The organism is Microbacterium sp. UBA7513 (assembly GCF_002478345.1).
Classification (GTDB): domain Bacteria; phylum Actinomycetota; class Actinomycetes; order Actinomycetales; family Microbacteriaceae; genus Microbacterium.
In genome coordinates, this window is sequence record NZ_DLNJ01000021.1 from 19,591 (window position 1) to 35,248 (window position 15,658).

Here is a 15,658-nt window from a genome sequence, read left to right on the forward strand (position 1 = left end):
GGGGAAGCAGGAAGTCAGGACGAGTGACATGAAGTTCTATGCACGAAGGATCGGGTTCTACGCGTTCACGCTGTGGGCTGCGATCTCCATCAACTTCCTGCTTCCCCGGCTGATGCCGGGGGATCCCGCCGACATCATGATCGCCAAGATGCAGCGGGCCGGCGGAGAGGTCTCCGAGACCACCATCCGCAACATCAAGCTCCTGCTCGGCGGTGATGACTCCTCCCTCTGGGAGCAGTACCTCGCCTACTGGGGGCGCATGTTCCAGGGCGACCTGGGCGTGTCCGTGACGAAGTTCCCGACTCCCGTCGCCGAGCTCATCGCGGGTGCTCTCCCGTGGACCCTGGTGCTCGTCGGCACCGCCACCGTCATCTCCTTCCTGCTCGGCGTCGTGCTCGGCGCCTGGGCCGGGTGGAAACGCGGCACCTGGGTCGACCACCTCATCCCGGCGACCACCGTGCTGCAGTCCATCCCGTACTTCTGGCTCGCGCTCGTCCTCATCGCCGTCTTCGCGGTCGGGCTCGGCTGGTTCCCGATGTTCGGCGGCTACGACGTCTTCGACTTCCCGGACGGCCCGGAGCCGACCTGGGCGTTCTTCACCGACGCCGTCGCCCACTCGCTCCTCCCCGCGATCACGATCGTGATCAGCTCCGTGGGGGGCTGGATGTTCGGCATGCGGAACATGATGGTCTCCACACTCGCCGAGGACTATGTCCTCACGGCCGAGGCCAAGGGACTGCGGCCGCGACGCATCATGACGACGTACGCGGCGCGCAACGCGGCCATCCCGTCGATCGCGGGCTTCTCGATCACCCTCGGGTTCGTCGTCGCCGGCTCCATCGTCATGGAGCAGGTGTTCACCTACCCGGGTGTCGGCAAGCTCATGTTCCAGGCCGTCACCAACAACGACTACGCGCTGATGCAGGGACTGTTCCTCGTGATCACCCTCACGGTGCTCGTCGCCAACTTCTTCATGGACCTCGTCTATGGCTTCATCGACCCGAGGGCTCGCCAGAATGTCTGACACGAAGAACCCGCTCCTCGTGGAGGAGCCTCCCACCGTCGCCCCCGAGGGCACCGTCGCCCTGGCCACCCAGCGTCAGGACCGCCGGCGTCGCCGGATCCTGCCCAGCACATCGCCGAAGTTCATCGTCGGGTCCGTGCTCGTGCTCGCCATCGTGCTCTTCGCGATCATCGCGCCGTTCTTCACGCAGAACCCGCGCAGCACCGACAACCCCGCCCTCGCCGCGCCCTCGGCGGAGCACTGGCTCGGCACGACCAAGCTCGGCAACGACGTGCTTGCGCAGCTCGCCGTCGGGGCGCAGGGGTCGCTGCTCATCGGCGTGACGGCCGGCGGCATCGCCATCGTGCTCTCCCTCCTCTTCGGCGTCCTGGCCGGGTACCTCGGCGGCTGGCGGGAGGACGTCCTCGCTCTCCTGACCAACGTCATGATCGTCATCCCCGGGCTGCCGCTGGTCATGGTGATCGCGTCGTTCGTGCCGCAGCGCAGCTGGCAGCTCGTGGCCTTCGTCCTCGGCATCACCTCGTGGGCCGGCGCGGCCTACGTACTGCGACTACAGACCCGCTCGCTCCGCACCCGCGACTACGTGTACGCCTCGAAGGTGGCGGGGGAGAAGTCCTTCCGGGTGATCCTCGTCGAGATCATGCCGAACCTGCTCCCGCTGCTGACCGCGCAGTTCCTCTTCGCGATCATCTTCGCCATCCTCGGCGAGGCGGGCCTGTCCTACCTCGGCCTCGGTCCGAACTCCTCGATCACCTGGGGCTCGATCCTCAACGACGCCCAGTCCGGTCAGGCTCTCGGCCGCGGGGCGTGGTGGTGGTTCGTGCCGCCGGGCATCATGATCGCGATCCTCGGCGCGGGACTCGCGCTGATCAACTTCGCCATCGACGAGGTCATCAATCCGAAGCTGCGCAACGCGCCCGATGCGGCCCGTCGTCTGCGCAAGGCCGCGAAGGAGAAGGGGGTCACCGCATGAGCGACGCCGTGCTCACCGCCAGGAACGTCTCGATCGAGTACGAGGTTGACCCGCCCGTCAAAGCCGTCCGCGACGTGTCGCTGACCCTCCACCGGGGTGAGATCCTCGGACTCGCGGGGGAGTCGGGCTGCGGCAAGACGACCCTCGCGTACGGGATGAACCGGCTGCTCAAGGCGCCGGCGCTGATGACCGACGGCGAGATCGTTTTCCACGACCGCGACGGCCATGACATCGACGTCGTCGGACTCGACGGGGACGGGCTGCGCGCCTTCCGCTGGGACAAGATCTCGATGGTCTTCCAGGGGGCGATGAACTCCCTCAACCCCGTCATCTCCGTCCGCGCGCAGATCTTCGACATCTTCGACACCCACCGCCCCGGAATGTCGAAGAAGGCCAAGCAGGAGCGCGCCGAGGAGCTGCTCACGCTCGTCGGCGTCGACCCCGGCCGGCTCACGAGCTTCCCGCACGAGCTCTCCGGCGGCATGCGCCAGCGCATGATGATCGCGATGGCGCTCGCACTCGACCCGCAGGTCATGATCATGGACGAGCCCACCACGGCGCTCGACGTGGTCGTGCAGCGCGGCATCATCCGGGAGATCATGCGCCTGCGCGAGAAGCTCGGCTTCGCCGTCATCTTCATCACCCACGATCTGCCCATGCTGATCGAGATCAGCGACCGCATCGCGGTCATGCTGCAAGGGCGGATCGTCGAGCAGGGCACCGCGGAGGAGATCTACCGCAACCCGCAGCACGAGTACACCCAGCGGCTGCTGTCGAGCTTCCCGTCCCTCACGGGCGAGCGGGGCGACTTCGTCCGCAGCGGCGGCGTGAACCAGGAGGTCATCCGATGAGCGTGGACGGGACGAGGCGCGACGGCACCCTCGAGGCGAGGAACCTCGTCAAGGACTTCCACCTGCGGTCAGGGTTCCGCACGCGCGTGCTGCACGCGGTGAAGGACGTGTCGTTCACGCTGGAGGCGGGGCGGACCACGGCTCTGGTCGGCGAGTCCGGTTCGGGCAAGTCGACCATCGCCCGGATGCTGATGAAGCTGGAGACGCCGACCTCGGGAAGCATCCTCCTCGACGGCGAGGAGTCCGGCACGCGGGGGACGGCTCTCGAGCGCTACCGGTCGGACGTGCAGATGGTCTTCCAGGACCCGTTCGCCTCGCTCAACCCGTTCCACACCATCGTCCATCACCTGGAGCGTCCGATCCGGCTGCACCACCCGAAGCTGGACGGCGGCGAGGTGCGGGCGCGCGCGATCGAGCTGCTGGAGCGGGTGCGGCTCACCCCGGGGGAGAGCTTCGCCGAACGGCGTCCGCACGAGCTCTCCGGCGGGCAGCGGCAGCGCGTGGCGATCGCGCGGGCCCTCGCTCCCGGTGCCCGGTTCATCGTGGCCGACGAGCCGGTGTCGATGCTCGACGTGTCGATCCGGCTCGGCGTCCTCAACCTGCTCGCCGAGCTGCAGCGCGAGGAGAACCTCGGCGTCCTCTACATCACGCACGACCTCGCGACCGCGCGGCACTTCTCCGACGACATCATGGTCCTCTTCCAGGGCGACGTCGTGGAGCGGGGAACGGCCGACGAGGTGATCCTGAACCCGCAGCACGAGTACACCAAGACGCTTCTGGCGGCGGCACCGGAGCCGGAGAACCTCGGCAGGCTCCGCGACGAGGTCAGGGCGGAGCTCGCCCTGGGCTCCTGAGCGGGCGGGGGAGACCGCTAGACTGAACCCACAATCGAAGACAGGCCGAACGACCGACGCGGGAGAGCCCCGGCGCATGCAGCCGGGCACCGAAGGAGCAAGCCTCCCCGCCAATCTCTCAGGTACGCGTACCGCGGAGGTCCGGCCGCTCTGAAAAGCGATCCCGAGCACCGGGGGATCCGCCGACGGTGAAAGCCCTACGCACGCGGGCGAAGCTCTCAGGCCCATGACAGAGGGGGAGTTCCCAGGGACGACGTCGTCGTCCCGCCCGACCCAGCCCGGGAGAACTCCATGTCCGACCCCCGCTACACCCCGTTGCGCGAGCGCCATGAGGCGCTCGGCGCCTCCTTCACCGATTTCGGCGGCTGGCAGATGCCGGTGCGCTACACGTCCGACCTCGCCGAGCACCACGCGGTGCGGCAGGCGGCGGGCATCTTCGACATCTCGCACATGGCGGAGTTCTCGGTCCGCGGCACCGGCGCCGCGGCCTTCCTCGACTACGCGCTCGCCGGACGGCTGTCGGCGCTCCCGATCGGCAAGGCGAAGTACTCGCTGCTGCTGACGCCCGAGGGCGGCATCGTCGACGACGTGATCGTCTACCGCCTGGCCGACGACGACTTCCTCATCATCTCCAACGCGGGCAACCGCGACGCGGTGCGGCAGGCGCTCACCGTGCGCGTGGCGGACGCGGACGCGGGCGCCGTGGAGGTCGCCGACGTCTCGGACGACTACGCGCTGATCGCCGTTCAGGGCCCGCGGGCCGAGGAGATCCTCGCGGCGACGGAGGGCATCGCCGACGTCAGCGTCCCCTGGGCGGAGCAGAAGTACTACGCGTGGGCGACCGCGTCGTTCGCCGGGGAGCCGCTGCTCGTCGCCCGCACCGGCTACACCGGGGAGGACGGCTTCGAGCTCCTCGTCCCGGCCGCCCACGCCACCGCGCTGTGGGACGCCGTGCTCGACGCCGGCGCCCCGCACGGCCTGGTGCCCGCCGGCCTCGCCGCCCGCGACACGCTCCGCCTGGAGGCGGGCATGCCGCTGTACGGGCATGAGCTCAGCCTCGACACCGCACCCGCCCAGGCCGGCCTCGGCCGGGTCGTGGTCGCCGCGAAGGAGCGTTTCGTCGGCAAGGACGCACCGGCACCGGCCGACGACGCCCGCATCCTCGTCGGGCTGACGGCGGAGGGGCGACGCGCCGGCCGCGCCGGCTACGCGGTCGTCGACGCCGACGGCTCTCCGATCGGCGAGATCACCAGCGGCGCTCTGAGCCCGACGCTGGGCCACCCCATCGCGATGGCCTTCGTCGACCCTTCTTCCGCCGAGGAGGGAACCGCAGTATTCCTTGATGTGCGGGGGACCCGTATCCCCGCGACCGTGACCGCCCTGCCTTTCTACCGGAGGAACAAATGACCGACCTCAGCGCACTCCGCTACACCGACGAGCACGAATGGATCGCCGGTGACGGCGCCACCGTCACCATCGGCATCACCGACTACGCCGCCGAGAAGCTGGGGGACGTCGTCTTCGTCGAGCTCCCCGCCGTCGGCACCGAGCTGACCGCCGGCTCCGTCGTCGGCGAGATCGAGTCCACGAAGTCGGTCGGGGAGCTCTACGCTCCGGTCGCCGGCACGGTCGTCGAGGTCAACGACGCCGTCGTCGACGACCCTTCGCTCGTCAACGCCGAGCCGTTCGAGGGCGGCTGGCTGCTCAAGGTGTCCGTCGCCGCCGGTGCGCTGGACGGACTGCTGGACCGCGACGCGTACGTCGCACTCACGGAGGGCTGATCCGGACGTGGTTGCATTCGCCGATCGTCACATCGGACCGACCGAGGCCGCCCAGCGCACGATGCTCGACGCGCTGGGTCTCGGCTCCGCCGGCAACGGGACGCTGAGCCCGGTCGAGGAGCTCATGCGACAGGCCGTCCCCGCCTCGATCTACACGGGACCGGAGGACGCGGTCGCCGACTCCCGCATCCCGGTCGCCGCGTCGGAGACCGAGGCACTGGCCGAACTGCGTGCCCTCGCCGCGCGGAACACGGTGAACCGCTCGATGATCGGCCTCGGCTACTACGGCACCGTCACGCCGCAGGTCATCCAGCGCAACGTGCTCGAGAACCCGTCCTGGTACACGGCCTACACGCCGTACCAGCCCGAGATCTCGCAGGGGCGCCTGGAAGCGCTCATCAACTTCCAGACCATGGTGGCCGAGCTCACCGGCCTCACCACCGCGAACGCGTCGATGCTCGACGAGTCCACCGCGGTCGTGGAGGCGATGCTGCTCGCGCGCCGGGCCTCGAAGACCGCGTCGAACGTGTTCGCGGTGGACGCGGACGCGCTGCCGCAGACGAAGGCGATGCTCGCGTCCCGCGCCGAGGCGCTCGACATCGAGCTCGTCACGGTCGACTTCGCGGCGGGGGAGGAGCTGCCCGCCGAGCTCTTCGGCGTCTTCGTGCAGTACCCCGGGGCCTCGGGCCGTGTGTGGGATCCGTCCGCGGTGTTCGACGCCGCGCACGTCGCCGGCGCGCTCGCCGTCGCGGCCGCCGACCTCCTCGCGCTGACGCTCCTCACCGCGCCCGGCACCCTCGGGGCCGACGTGGCCGTGGGCACGACGCAGCGCTTCGGGGTGCCGATGGGCTTCGGCGGCCCGCACGCCGGCTACATGGCCGTGCGCGCAGGTCTGGAGCGGCAGCTGCCCGGACGCCTCGTCGGCGTGTCCGTCGACGCCGAGGGCAAGCCGGCCTACCGCCTCTCGCTGCAGACCCGCGAGCAGCACATCCGCCGCGAGAAGGCGACCTCGAACATCTGCACCGCCCAGGTGCTCCTCGCCGTGATGGCATCGATGTACGCGGTCTACCACGGCCCGGACGGGCTCAGCGAGATCGCCCGCGACGTCGCCGCCAAGGCGGCCCTGCTGCGCGACTGGCTCGTCGAGGCGGGCGCCGAGGTCGTCCACGAGCACTTCTTCGACACGCTGACCGTGCGCGTCCCGGGCCGGGCGGCGGAGTACGCCGACCAGGCGCGAGGCGGCTTCGGCATCCTCCTGCGGGTCGCCGACGCCGACACGATCGGCATCGCGGTCGACGAGACGACCACGGTGGCCGAGCTGCACCAGGTCGCGCAGGTCTTCGGCGGGAAGCAGGAGCGCGCCTTCGGCTTCGGCCTCGGCGACGCGGACGCGCTGCCGGACGCCCTCCGCCGCGAGGGCGAGTACCTCACGCACCCGGTGTTTCACAGCCACCGCAGCGAGACCGCCATGATGCGGTACCTGAAGAGCCTGTCCGACCGGGACTACGCCCTCGACCGCGGCATGATCCCGCTCGGCTCGTGCACGATGAAGCTCAACGCCGCCACCGAGATGGCCGCCATCACGTGGCCGGAGTTCGCGAGCATCCACCCGTTCGCCCCGGAGGCCGATGTCCGCGGCTACCTCGAGCTCATCGACCAGCTCGAGGGCTGGCTCGCCGAGATCACCGGGTACGACGCGGTGTCGCTGCAGCCGAACGCCGGCTCCCAGGGGGAGCTGGCGGGTCTCCTCGCGATCCGCGGCTACCACCGCGCGAACGGCGATGACCACCGCATCGTGTGCCTCATCCCGTCTTCCGCCCACGGTACGAACGCGGCCTCCGCCGTGCTCGCCGGCATGAAAGTCGTCGTGGTGGCGAGCGACGCGCTCGGCAACGTCGACCTGGACGACCTCCGCGCGAAGATCGCCCAGCACGCCGACGACCTGGCGGCGCTGATGATCACGTACCCGTCCACGCACGGCGTCTACGAGGAGCAGGTCGTGGAGATCACCGGGGCCGTGCACGCGGCCGGCGGTCAGGTGTACGTCGACGGCGCGAACCTCAACGCACTCCTCGGCTACGCGCGCTTCGGCGACCTGGGCGGCGACGTCTCGCACCTCAACCTGCACAAGACCTTCGCGATCCCGCACGGCGGCGGCGGCCCGGGCATCGGTCCGGTCGGGGCGAAGGCGCACCTCGCGCCGTACCTGCCGTCGCACCCGCTCGCGCAGCGCGCCGAGCACTTCGGCGGCCACACGTTCGAGGGCGCGGTGATCTCCGCGGCCCCGTACGGCTCCGCGGGCATCCTCCCGATCTCGTGGGCGTACGTGCGCATGATGGGCGCGGAGGGGCTCCGGCGCGCGACCGCCGCGGCGGTCCTCTCGGCGAACTACATCGCCGAGCGCCTCGGCGGGCACTTCCCGGTGCTCTATACGGGGGAGAACGGACGGGTCGCGCACGAGTGCATCCTCGACCTGCGTCCGCTCAAGGAGGCCACCGGCATCTCCGTCGACGACGTCGCCAAGCGCCTGATCGACTACGGGTTCCACGCGCCGACCATGTCGTTCCCGGTCGCCGGCACCCTCATGGTGGAGCCCACCGAGTCGGAGGACCTCGACGAGATCGAGCGGTTCATCGAGGCCATGATCATGATCAAGGCCGAGGCGGACGCCGTCGCCGCGGGGCGCTGGCCCGCGGACGACAACCCGCTCGTGCACGCCCCGCACACCGCCGTCTCGCTCATCGCGGGGGAGTGGACGCACGCCTATACCCGCGAGGAGGCCGCCTATCCGGTGCGCTCCCTGGTGGCGGCCAAGTACTGGCCGCCGGTCCGCCGGATCGACCAGGCGTACGGCGACCGCAACCTCGTCTGCGCCTGCCCGCCGATCGAGGCCTTCGCCTGACACGGACCCGCACGACGAACGGCGTCGCGCCCGCCTCCCGGCGGCGCGGCGCCGTTCGGGTTACGCCATGTTTCCGTCATGTGACAGATGGTCACCACTCAGTAACAGTTCGTTAGCCGAACGTCCTGGACGCGCGACCACCGGGTTACGCTCAGGTATCCCTGCGCGCTCGATGATGAGCCGCGCAGAATTCCCACGTCCACAGGAGGACAAAAGTGAAGCGCAACAAGATCGCCCTCGCGGGCAGCGCACTGTTCGTGATCGGCGCCCTGACCCTGGCAGGCTGCGCCAGCGGCGGCGGCAACGATTCCGCGGAGGAGACGCCCTCGGGTGACCCGACCGCGGTGATCTCGGTCAACAACACCGAGCCGCAGAACCCCCTCATCCCGACCAACACCAACGAGGTCGGCGGCGGCCTGGTGCTGCAGAGCATCTTCGCGGGCCTGGTGTACTACGACGCCGAGGGCGCCGTGCACAACGATCTCGCCGAGTCGATCGAGACCGAGGACGCGCAGACCTACACGATCAAGATTAAGGCCGACCAGACCTTCGCCAACGGAGACCCTGTCGACGCCGAGTCCTTCGTCAAGGCCTGGAACTACGGTGCCGCGCTCGACAACAAGCAGCTCTCGAGCTACTTCTTCGAGTCCATCGAGGGCTTCTCCTATGAGGAGAACGTGCCGGAGCTCTCCGGCCTCAAGGTCGTCGACGACCTGACCTTCACCGTCAAGCTGAAGCAGCCGGAGTCCGACTTCCCGCTGCGCCTGGGCTACACCGCGTTCTTCCCGCTGCCGGCCTCGGCCTGGGACGACCTCGAGGCCTTCGGCGAGAACCCGATCGGCAATGGCCCGTACGTCTTCGCGGAAGAGGGCGCCTGGCGGCACAACGAGAGCATCGAGCTCGTCAAGAACGAGGACTACACCGGCCCGCGCGAGGCGCAGAACGGTGGCGTCGACATGAAGCTCTACGCCAGCACCGAGGCGGCCTATGCCGACCTCCAGGGTGGCGAGCTCGACATCATCCAGGAGATCCCGGACACCGCTCTGCAGACGTTCGAGACCGACTTCCCGGACCGCACGGTGAACCAGCCGGCCGCGGCGAACGCCACCATCACCATTCCGGAGCGCCTCGAGCACTTCAGCGGTGAAGAGGGCCAGCTGCGCCGCGCGGCGATCTCGCACGCCATCAACCGTGAGGAGATCACCGACGTGGTCTTCAGCGGCACCCGCACGCCGATGAAGGACTTCACCTCGCCGGTGATCGACGGCTACTCCGAGGACATCCCCGGCTCCGACGTGCTCGACTTCGATGCCGACAAGGCGAAGGAGCTGTGGGCCGAGGCCGACGCTATCGCACCGTGGACCGGATCCTTCCAGATCCAGTACAACGCCGACGGCCCCAACCAGGGCTGGGTCGACGCGGTCGCGAACCAGATCAAGAACAACCTCGGCATCGAGGCCTCGGGTAAGCCGATCCCGACCTTCGCCGAGCACCGCACGCTGATCACCGAGGACAAGGCGACCACCGCCTTCCGTACCGGCTGGCAGTTCGACTACCCGTCGATGTTCAACGGCCTCGGCCCGATCTTCGGTACGGGTGCAGGCTCGAACGACGGCGACTACTCGAACCCGGAGTTCGACAAGCTCCTCGACGAGGGGTCTGCGGCCCCGGACGTCGAGGCGGGCATCGCCAAGTTCCAGGAGGCGCAGGAGATCCTCTTCCAGGACCTCCCTGCCATCCCGCTGTGGTACACCAACGCCATGGGCGCCTGGGGCGAGTCGGTCGAGAACGTCGAATTCGGGTGGGACACCTGGCCGATCCTCTACCAGGTCACGAAGGACGGCGAGTAAGTCTGACAGCACGAACCTGTGAGGCGGTGACGGTCGTCCGTCGCCGCCTCACAGGCTGTGTTGGTCACACTGACTCCGCCTCCTGACTACGGGACAGACGCATGCTCGGCTACATCCTGAGACGTCTTCTGCAGGTGATCCCCGTCTTCTTCGGGGCCACCCTGCTCATCTACTTCCTTGTGTTCGCCATGCCCGGTGACCCGATTCTCGGGCTCTTCGGCGACCGGACCCCGAACCCGGCCGTGGTGGCACAGCTGCGCGAGCAGTACCACCTGGACGACCCGTTCCTAGTGCAGTACTGGTACTACATCACCGGTGTCTTCCAGGGCGACCTCGGCACGACCTTCTCCGGCCGGCCGGTGTCGACCGTGCTGGCCGAGACGCTTCCCGTCACCGGTCGACTCGCGGTGATGGCCATCGCTATCGAGTTCACGCTGGCGATCATCATCGGCACGATCTCGGCGCTGCGCAAGGGCAAGCTCTTCGACCACACGATGCTCATCGTCGCGCTCGTGGCGATCGCGATCCCGATCTTCGTCGTCGCGTTCCTGGCGCAGTACTTCCTCGCGATCAAGCTGGGCTGGTTCAAGCCGACCGTCGGGTCGGACAACGACTGGGGTGGCCTGTGGCTGCCGGCCATCGTGCTCGGCTTCAGCCTGTACGCCGTGAGTATGCGGCTGATGCGCAGCTCGGTCATCGACACGCTCAACCAGGACTGGGTGCGCACCGCGTACAGCAAGGGACTGTCGCGCGGTCGCGTGATCCCCGTGCACGTGCTCCGCAACTCCCTCATCCCGGTGATCACGAACTCGGCGACGAACTTCGGCGTGCTGCTCGTCGGCGCGACCGTGACCGAGGGCATCTTCAATGTGCCGGGCGTCGGCAACACCTTGTACCAGGCCGCGATCCGCAACGAGGGGCCGACGGTGGTTTCCTTCGTCACGGTGTTCGTGATCCTGTACGTCGTGGTCAACCTCATCATCGACCTGCTGTACGGTCTGCTCGACCCAAGGATCCGCTATGCCTGACCCCACCACGCAGAATCACTATGTCGCTCCGGTCGAGACGGAGACCATCTCCGTCGATGCCGTGCGGATCGCGGAGAAGCCGCGAAACCTGTGGCGAGACGCGTGGACTGACCTGCGTCGTCGTCCGTTGTTCTGGTTCTCGGTCATCCTCGCGCTGTTCTTCCTGGCGATGGCCCTGTTCCCCACGTTGTTCACGTCGGTACCGCCCAACAGCCAGTGTGAGCTGTCCAACAGCAATGCCGGCCCCGCGGACGGTCACCCGCTCGGCTATACGTTCCTGGGATGCGACATATACTCCCGTATCGTCTGGGGCGCACAGACCTCGCTCTCCGTCGGGCTCCTCGCGACCGCGATCTCCTCGATTCTCGGTCTGATCATGGGGGCGCTCGCGGGGTTCTACGGCGGCTGGCTCGACTCGGTGCTGTCTCGGATTGGCGACATCTTCTTTGCCATCCCGTACATCCTCGCCGCCGTCGTCGTCATGACGGTCTTCTCCCAGTACCGCTCGGTGCCCGTGCTCGCACTCGCCATCGGTGGCTTCGCGTGGGCGGCGACTGCGCGCGTCGTGCGGGCCGAGGTGCTCCGCGTCCGGCAGTCCGACTTCGTCGTGGCCTCCCGCGCGCTCGGGCGCTCGAAGTTCCGCACGCTGGTGGGACACGTGATCCCGAACGCGCTCGCGCCGCTGCTCGTGGTGACGACGCTGGGACTCGCTGCCTCGATCGTCGCGGAGGCCACGTTGTCGTTCCTCGGCGTCGGTCTCGGAAGCGACGTGATGTCGTGGGGAAATGACATCGGACAGGCGCAGAAGTCGCTGCGTGTGGCGCCCATGGCTCTCATCTATCCGTCGATCGCGCTCACGCTGGCCGTGCTCGCCTTCGTCAGCCTCGGCGAGCTCATCCGAGACGCCATCGACCCGAAGGCGAGGGCACGGCGATGACCGCACGCGCAACCGCACAGATCCCGCTGCTCAGCGTCCGTGACCTCACCGTCGCGTTCCGCACTCAGGAGGGGGAGAAGGAGGTCCTCCACGGAGCGAGCTTCGACATCTTCCCGGGTGAGACCGTCGCCATCGTGGGCGAGTCCGGTTCGGGCAAGTCCACCACGGCGAGCGCCATCGTGAACCTCCTGCCCGGAACCGGTGTCGTCACCGGAGGATCGATCACTCTCGACGGCCGGGAGCTGACGAAACTCGGTCGCCGGGAGATGGAGGCCGTCCGCGGTCGCGAGATCGGCTTCGTCCCGCAGGACCCGATGTCGAACCTCAACCCGGTGTGGAGCATCGGCTTCCAGGTGAAAGAGGCGATCCGTGCGAACGGGATCGCCCGGGGCCGCGAGGGCGTGAAGGCGCGGACGATCGAGGTGCTGAAGCAGGCCGGACTCGCCGATGCCGAACGGCGTCTGCACCAGTACCCGCATCAGTTCTCCGGCGGTATGCGCCAGCGGGCGCTGATCGGCATCGGCCTCGCGGCCGATCCGAAGCTCCTCATCGCGGATGAGCCGACCTCGGCGCTGGATGTCACGGTGCAGCGGGTCATCCTCGATCACATGGCGACGCTCACGCGTGACAAGGGCACCTCGGTGCTCCTCATCACGCACGACCTCGGCCTCGCGGCCGAGCGTGCGGAGAAGATCATCGTGATGAGCAACGGCAACATCGTGGAGGCCGGGCCGAGCCGGCAGATCCTGGAGAACCCGCAGCATCCATATACCCAGCGACTGGTCGGGGCCGCACCGAGCGTCGCGTCGCAGCGCATCCAGGCGGTCGTGGAGGATCGGGGCATCGAGACGCTCGACGACCTCGCCGCCATCCCACCCACGGTGCGCGTCGCCGGACTCACCAAGGACTACAAGATCCGTCAGGGGAACTTCCGCAGCGAAGCCTTCCGGGCGGTCGACGACGTCTCCTTCGAGATCCCGCGAGGGAAGACGCTCGCGCTCGTCGGCGAGTCGGGGTCCGGCAAGTCGACCGTCGCGAAGATGGTCCTGAAGCTCGAGGAGCCCACCAGCGGCACCATCGAGATCGACGGCCAGGATGTGTCCCGCCTCTCGAACGCGCAGGCGTTCGGGTTGCGTCGCCGCATGCAGCCGGTGTTCCAGGACCCGTACGGATCGCTCGATCCGCTGCGCAACATCGGGAACACGATCTCGGAGCCGCTGCAGATCCACGGAGTGGGCGACCGCGCCGCGCAGCGGGCGCGCGTCGAGGAGCTCCTCGACCAGGTGGCCCTGCCCCGTGCACTGGCCACCCGGTACCCGAACGAGCTGTCCGGCGGTCAGCGGCAGCGCGTCGCGATCGCTCGCGCGCTCGCCCTCAAGCCCGACATCGTCGTGCTCGACGAGGCGGTGTCGGCGCTCGACGTGCTCGTGCAGGACCAGATCCTGCAGCTGCTCGCCGAACTCCAGTCGGAGCTGAACCTCACCTACCTCTTCATCACGCACGACCTCGCGGTCGTCCGGGTCTCCAGCGACCTGGTCTGCGTGATGGAGAAGGGCAAGGTCGTCGAGCAGGGCACGGTCGACGAGATCTTCGCGAACCCGCAGCAGGAGTACACGGATCGTCTCCTCAAGGCGATCCCGGGGGCGTCGATCCCGCTCGGCGGCCGCTGAGGTGGCATCTTCCGCACACCCCGAGGGCGCACGGACCTTCCGTGCGTCCTCGGGCACCGTCGTCTTCGTCCTCAGCATCCTGCTGGTGCTGTTCCTGCTCGGGGACACCGTCGTCAACGGCAGCATCGTGCAGGCGCTGCTCGTGGCGCCCTGGCTGCTGCTCGGTCTGTGGATCGTGTACGAGACGGCCTTCGTCTCCTTCGTCCGCGTGGATCAGGAGGGGGCCGTGGTGCAGAACCTGCTGCGTCGCACGACCTTCGGCTGGGCGCGTGTGCAGGACATCGACATGCGCTGGCAGCTCGAGTTCACGCTCGACGACGGTCGCACCCTGAGCTGCTGGGGCGGACCGGCCAAGGCGCGTCCGCCTCGTCGCTCCCGTGATGACGACGCGGAGCCGAAGGTGCCGTCGGCGCTCCGGGTGCTCACCGGCATCCGCGATCTGTGGAGCGCGGCGCCCGCGACGGCGGATGCGCCGATCCGACGCAGCTGGGACGGTCCGGCCCTCATCGCCCTCGCCGTCATCGTGCTGTGGGCCGTCGCGGCGCTCGTCGTCGTCAACCTCGGCTGAGCGCGCCTCAGCCGGGGAGACCGAACAGGCCGGGCCAGGTCGCCGCGGCCCAGGGGTAGCCGACGAACGCCGCCGCATCGATGAGGAAGTGCGCCACCAGGAACGGCAGCAGTCGACCGGTGCGGTGGTAGAGCCACCCGAAGAGCAGTCCCATCGCGAGGTTGCCGATGAAGGCGCCGGGCCCCTGATAGAGGTGGTACGTCGCACGGAGCACCGAGGTCGAGACGATGATCGTCCACGGCGACCACCCGAGCTGCCGCAGGCGGGCGAACAGGTACCCGAGCACGACGAACTCCTCCTGGAGCGATGCGCGGGCGGCGGCGAGCAAGAGGATCGGCACGGTCCACCAGTGCGCGTCCAGACCGGCGGGGTTCACGGCCACGAACAGTCCGAGCGCCCGGCCGCCGAGGTAGAGCGCCAGTCCCGGCACGCCGATCGCGAGGACGAGGAGCACGCCCCGGCCGATGTCGCCGCCCACGCGAGTGCCGTCGAGGCCGAGGCGCTCCAGGTGCGGGCGACGGCGCTGCCACAGCAGGAAGCACACGAGGAGCACCGGCACCAGGGCGAAGCCGATGGACAGCACCTGATAGATGAGGTCGAACACCTCCCGGTCGCTGCGGGAGGGGTTGAGGGTGGCGGTCTGATCTGCGAGGGGCGTGTCGTCGGTGAGCCGATAGGCGAGCTGCACGATCGCGTAGACCGCGGACTGACCCAAGCCCAGGGCGAGCACGATGGCGATCTCCCACCACAGGCGCGCTCGACCCTCACGCGGTTCGTCGCGCCGGGTGGGCGCGGTCGACGGCGTCTGCGGCGCCGGGGGAGTCGGGTCGGGGAGGGTCACGGGACGATGGTACGACGTGCGTTCAGGAACCCGATCCGCGCGTACGTTATCCTGGAACGTCGGCTTCCCGGCGCAACCCCACACTCTTTGAGGACCCTTGTATGGCGCACGCCCTCCGCTCTGACCTCCGCAACGTCGCAATCGTCGCCCACGTCGACCACGGCAAGACCACGCTCGTCGACGCGATGCTCCGCCAGACGGGCTCCTTCGGCGAACACTCGCACGTGGAGGAGCGCGCCATGGACTCCAACGACCTGGAGCGCGAGAAGGGCATCACGATCCTCGCCAAGAACACGGCGATCACCTACAAGGGCAAGCACGCCGACGGCAAGGAGATCACGATCAACGTGATCGACACCCCCGGCCACGCCGACTTCGG

The 15,658-nt window shown here is 68.7% G+C and carries 14 protein-coding genes and 2 riboswitches; of the genes, 13 read left to right on the plus strand and 1 reads right to left on the minus strand.

Features of this window, described 5'->3' with window-relative positions; all coding sequences use genetic code 11:
- Positions 1-28: 28 nt before the first annotated feature.
- The 12 genes from B2W79_RS12165 (at position 29) to B2W79_RS12220 (ending at position 14,438) form a co-directional block, all read left to right on the plus strand.
- Positions 29-1,024 (plus strand): ABC transporter permease, encoded by a 996-nt coding sequence (locus B2W79_RS12165; protein WP_071328193.1) that lies wholly within the window; start codon positions 29-31, stop codon positions 1,022-1,024.
- Entirely contained in the window at positions 1,017-1,997 is a 981-nt protein-coding gene (locus B2W79_RS12170; protein WP_071328194.1) for an ABC transporter permease, read from the plus strand. Before B2W79_RS12165 ends, B2W79_RS12170 begins: the two co-directional genes overlap by 8 nt.
- Positions 1,994-2,848: an ABC transporter ATP-binding protein gene (locus B2W79_RS12175; RefSeq protein WP_268777760.1), complete on the plus strand. Its 855-nt coding sequence runs from the start codon at positions 1,994-1,996 to the stop codon at positions 2,846-2,848. The genes B2W79_RS12170 and B2W79_RS12175 overlap by 4 nt, the downstream gene beginning before the upstream one ends.
- A complete protein-coding gene (locus tag B2W79_RS12180) occupies positions 2,845-3,702 on the plus strand; it encodes an ABC transporter ATP-binding protein (protein ID WP_292789862.1) in 858 nt (285 codons plus the stop codon). Before B2W79_RS12175 ends, B2W79_RS12180 begins: the two co-directional genes overlap by 4 nt.
- Positions 3,703-3,751: 49 nt before the next feature.
- Positions 3,752-3,846, plus strand: a riboswitch (glycine riboswitch).
- Position 3,847: 1 nt separating this feature from the next.
- A riboswitch (glycine riboswitch) is annotated at positions 3,848-3,942 on the plus strand.
- A gap of 51 nt (positions 3,943-3,993) precedes the next feature.
- A complete protein-coding gene (gene gcvT, locus B2W79_RS12185; protein WP_292789864.1) occupies positions 3,994-5,109 on the plus strand; it encodes a glycine cleavage system aminomethyltransferase GcvT in 1,116 nt (371 codons plus the stop codon).
- Positions 5,106-5,483 (plus strand): glycine cleavage system protein GcvH, encoded by a 378-nt coding sequence (gene gcvH, locus B2W79_RS12190; RefSeq protein WP_292789866.1) that lies wholly within the window; start codon positions 5,106-5,108, stop codon positions 5,481-5,483. Before gcvT ends, gcvH begins: the two co-directional genes overlap by 4 nt.
- A 61-nt stretch (positions 5,484-5,544) precedes the next feature.
- Positions 5,545-8,385: an aminomethyl-transferring glycine dehydrogenase gene (gcvP, locus tag B2W79_RS12195; protein WP_396654719.1), complete on the plus strand. Its 2,841-nt coding sequence runs from the start codon at positions 5,545-5,547 to the stop codon at positions 8,383-8,385.
- Positions 8,386-8,600: 215 nt separating this feature from the next.
- Positions 8,601-10,235 carry a peptide ABC transporter substrate-binding protein gene (locus B2W79_RS12200; protein WP_071328199.1) on the plus strand — a complete coding sequence of 545 codons (1,635 nt, stop codon included), beginning with the start codon at positions 8,601-8,603 and terminating at the stop codon, positions 10,233-10,235.
- 101 nt (positions 10,236-10,336) lie between these two features.
- Positions 10,337-11,263 (plus strand): ABC transporter permease, encoded by a 927-nt coding sequence (locus tag B2W79_RS12205; RefSeq protein ID WP_071328200.1) that lies wholly within the window; start codon positions 10,337-10,339, stop codon positions 11,261-11,263.
- Positions 11,256-12,200 (plus strand): ABC transporter permease, encoded by a 945-nt coding sequence (locus tag B2W79_RS12210; protein WP_071328201.1) that lies wholly within the window; start codon positions 11,256-11,258, stop codon positions 12,198-12,200. Before B2W79_RS12205 ends, B2W79_RS12210 begins: the two co-directional genes overlap by 8 nt.
- On the plus strand, positions 12,197-13,870 hold the full coding sequence (locus B2W79_RS12215) for a dipeptide ABC transporter ATP-binding protein (RefSeq protein ID WP_292789870.1): 1,674 nt from the start codon (positions 12,197-12,199) through the stop codon (positions 13,868-13,870). Before B2W79_RS12210 ends, B2W79_RS12215 begins: the two co-directional genes overlap by 4 nt.
- A gap of 1 nt (position 13,871) precedes the next feature.
- Positions 13,872-14,438: a PH domain-containing protein gene (locus B2W79_RS12220; RefSeq protein WP_292789873.1), complete on the plus strand. Its 567-nt coding sequence runs from the start codon at positions 13,872-13,874 to the stop codon at positions 14,436-14,438.
- Between the two features lie 7 nt (positions 14,439-14,445).
- Here the strand turns inward: B2W79_RS12220 and B2W79_RS12225 are convergent, their stop codons facing one another.
- Positions 14,446-15,189, minus strand: a complete 744-nt coding sequence (locus B2W79_RS12225; RefSeq protein ID WP_071328716.1) for a CPBP family intramembrane glutamic endopeptidase — start codon at positions 15,187-15,189, stop codon at positions 14,446-14,448.
- 191 nt (positions 15,190-15,380) lie between these two features.
- Here B2W79_RS12225 and B2W79_RS12230 point away from each other — a divergent pair.
- Positions 15,381-15,658: GTP-binding protein (locus B2W79_RS12230; RefSeq protein ID WP_292789875.1), on the plus strand; the 278-nt coding region annotated here is incomplete at its 3' end.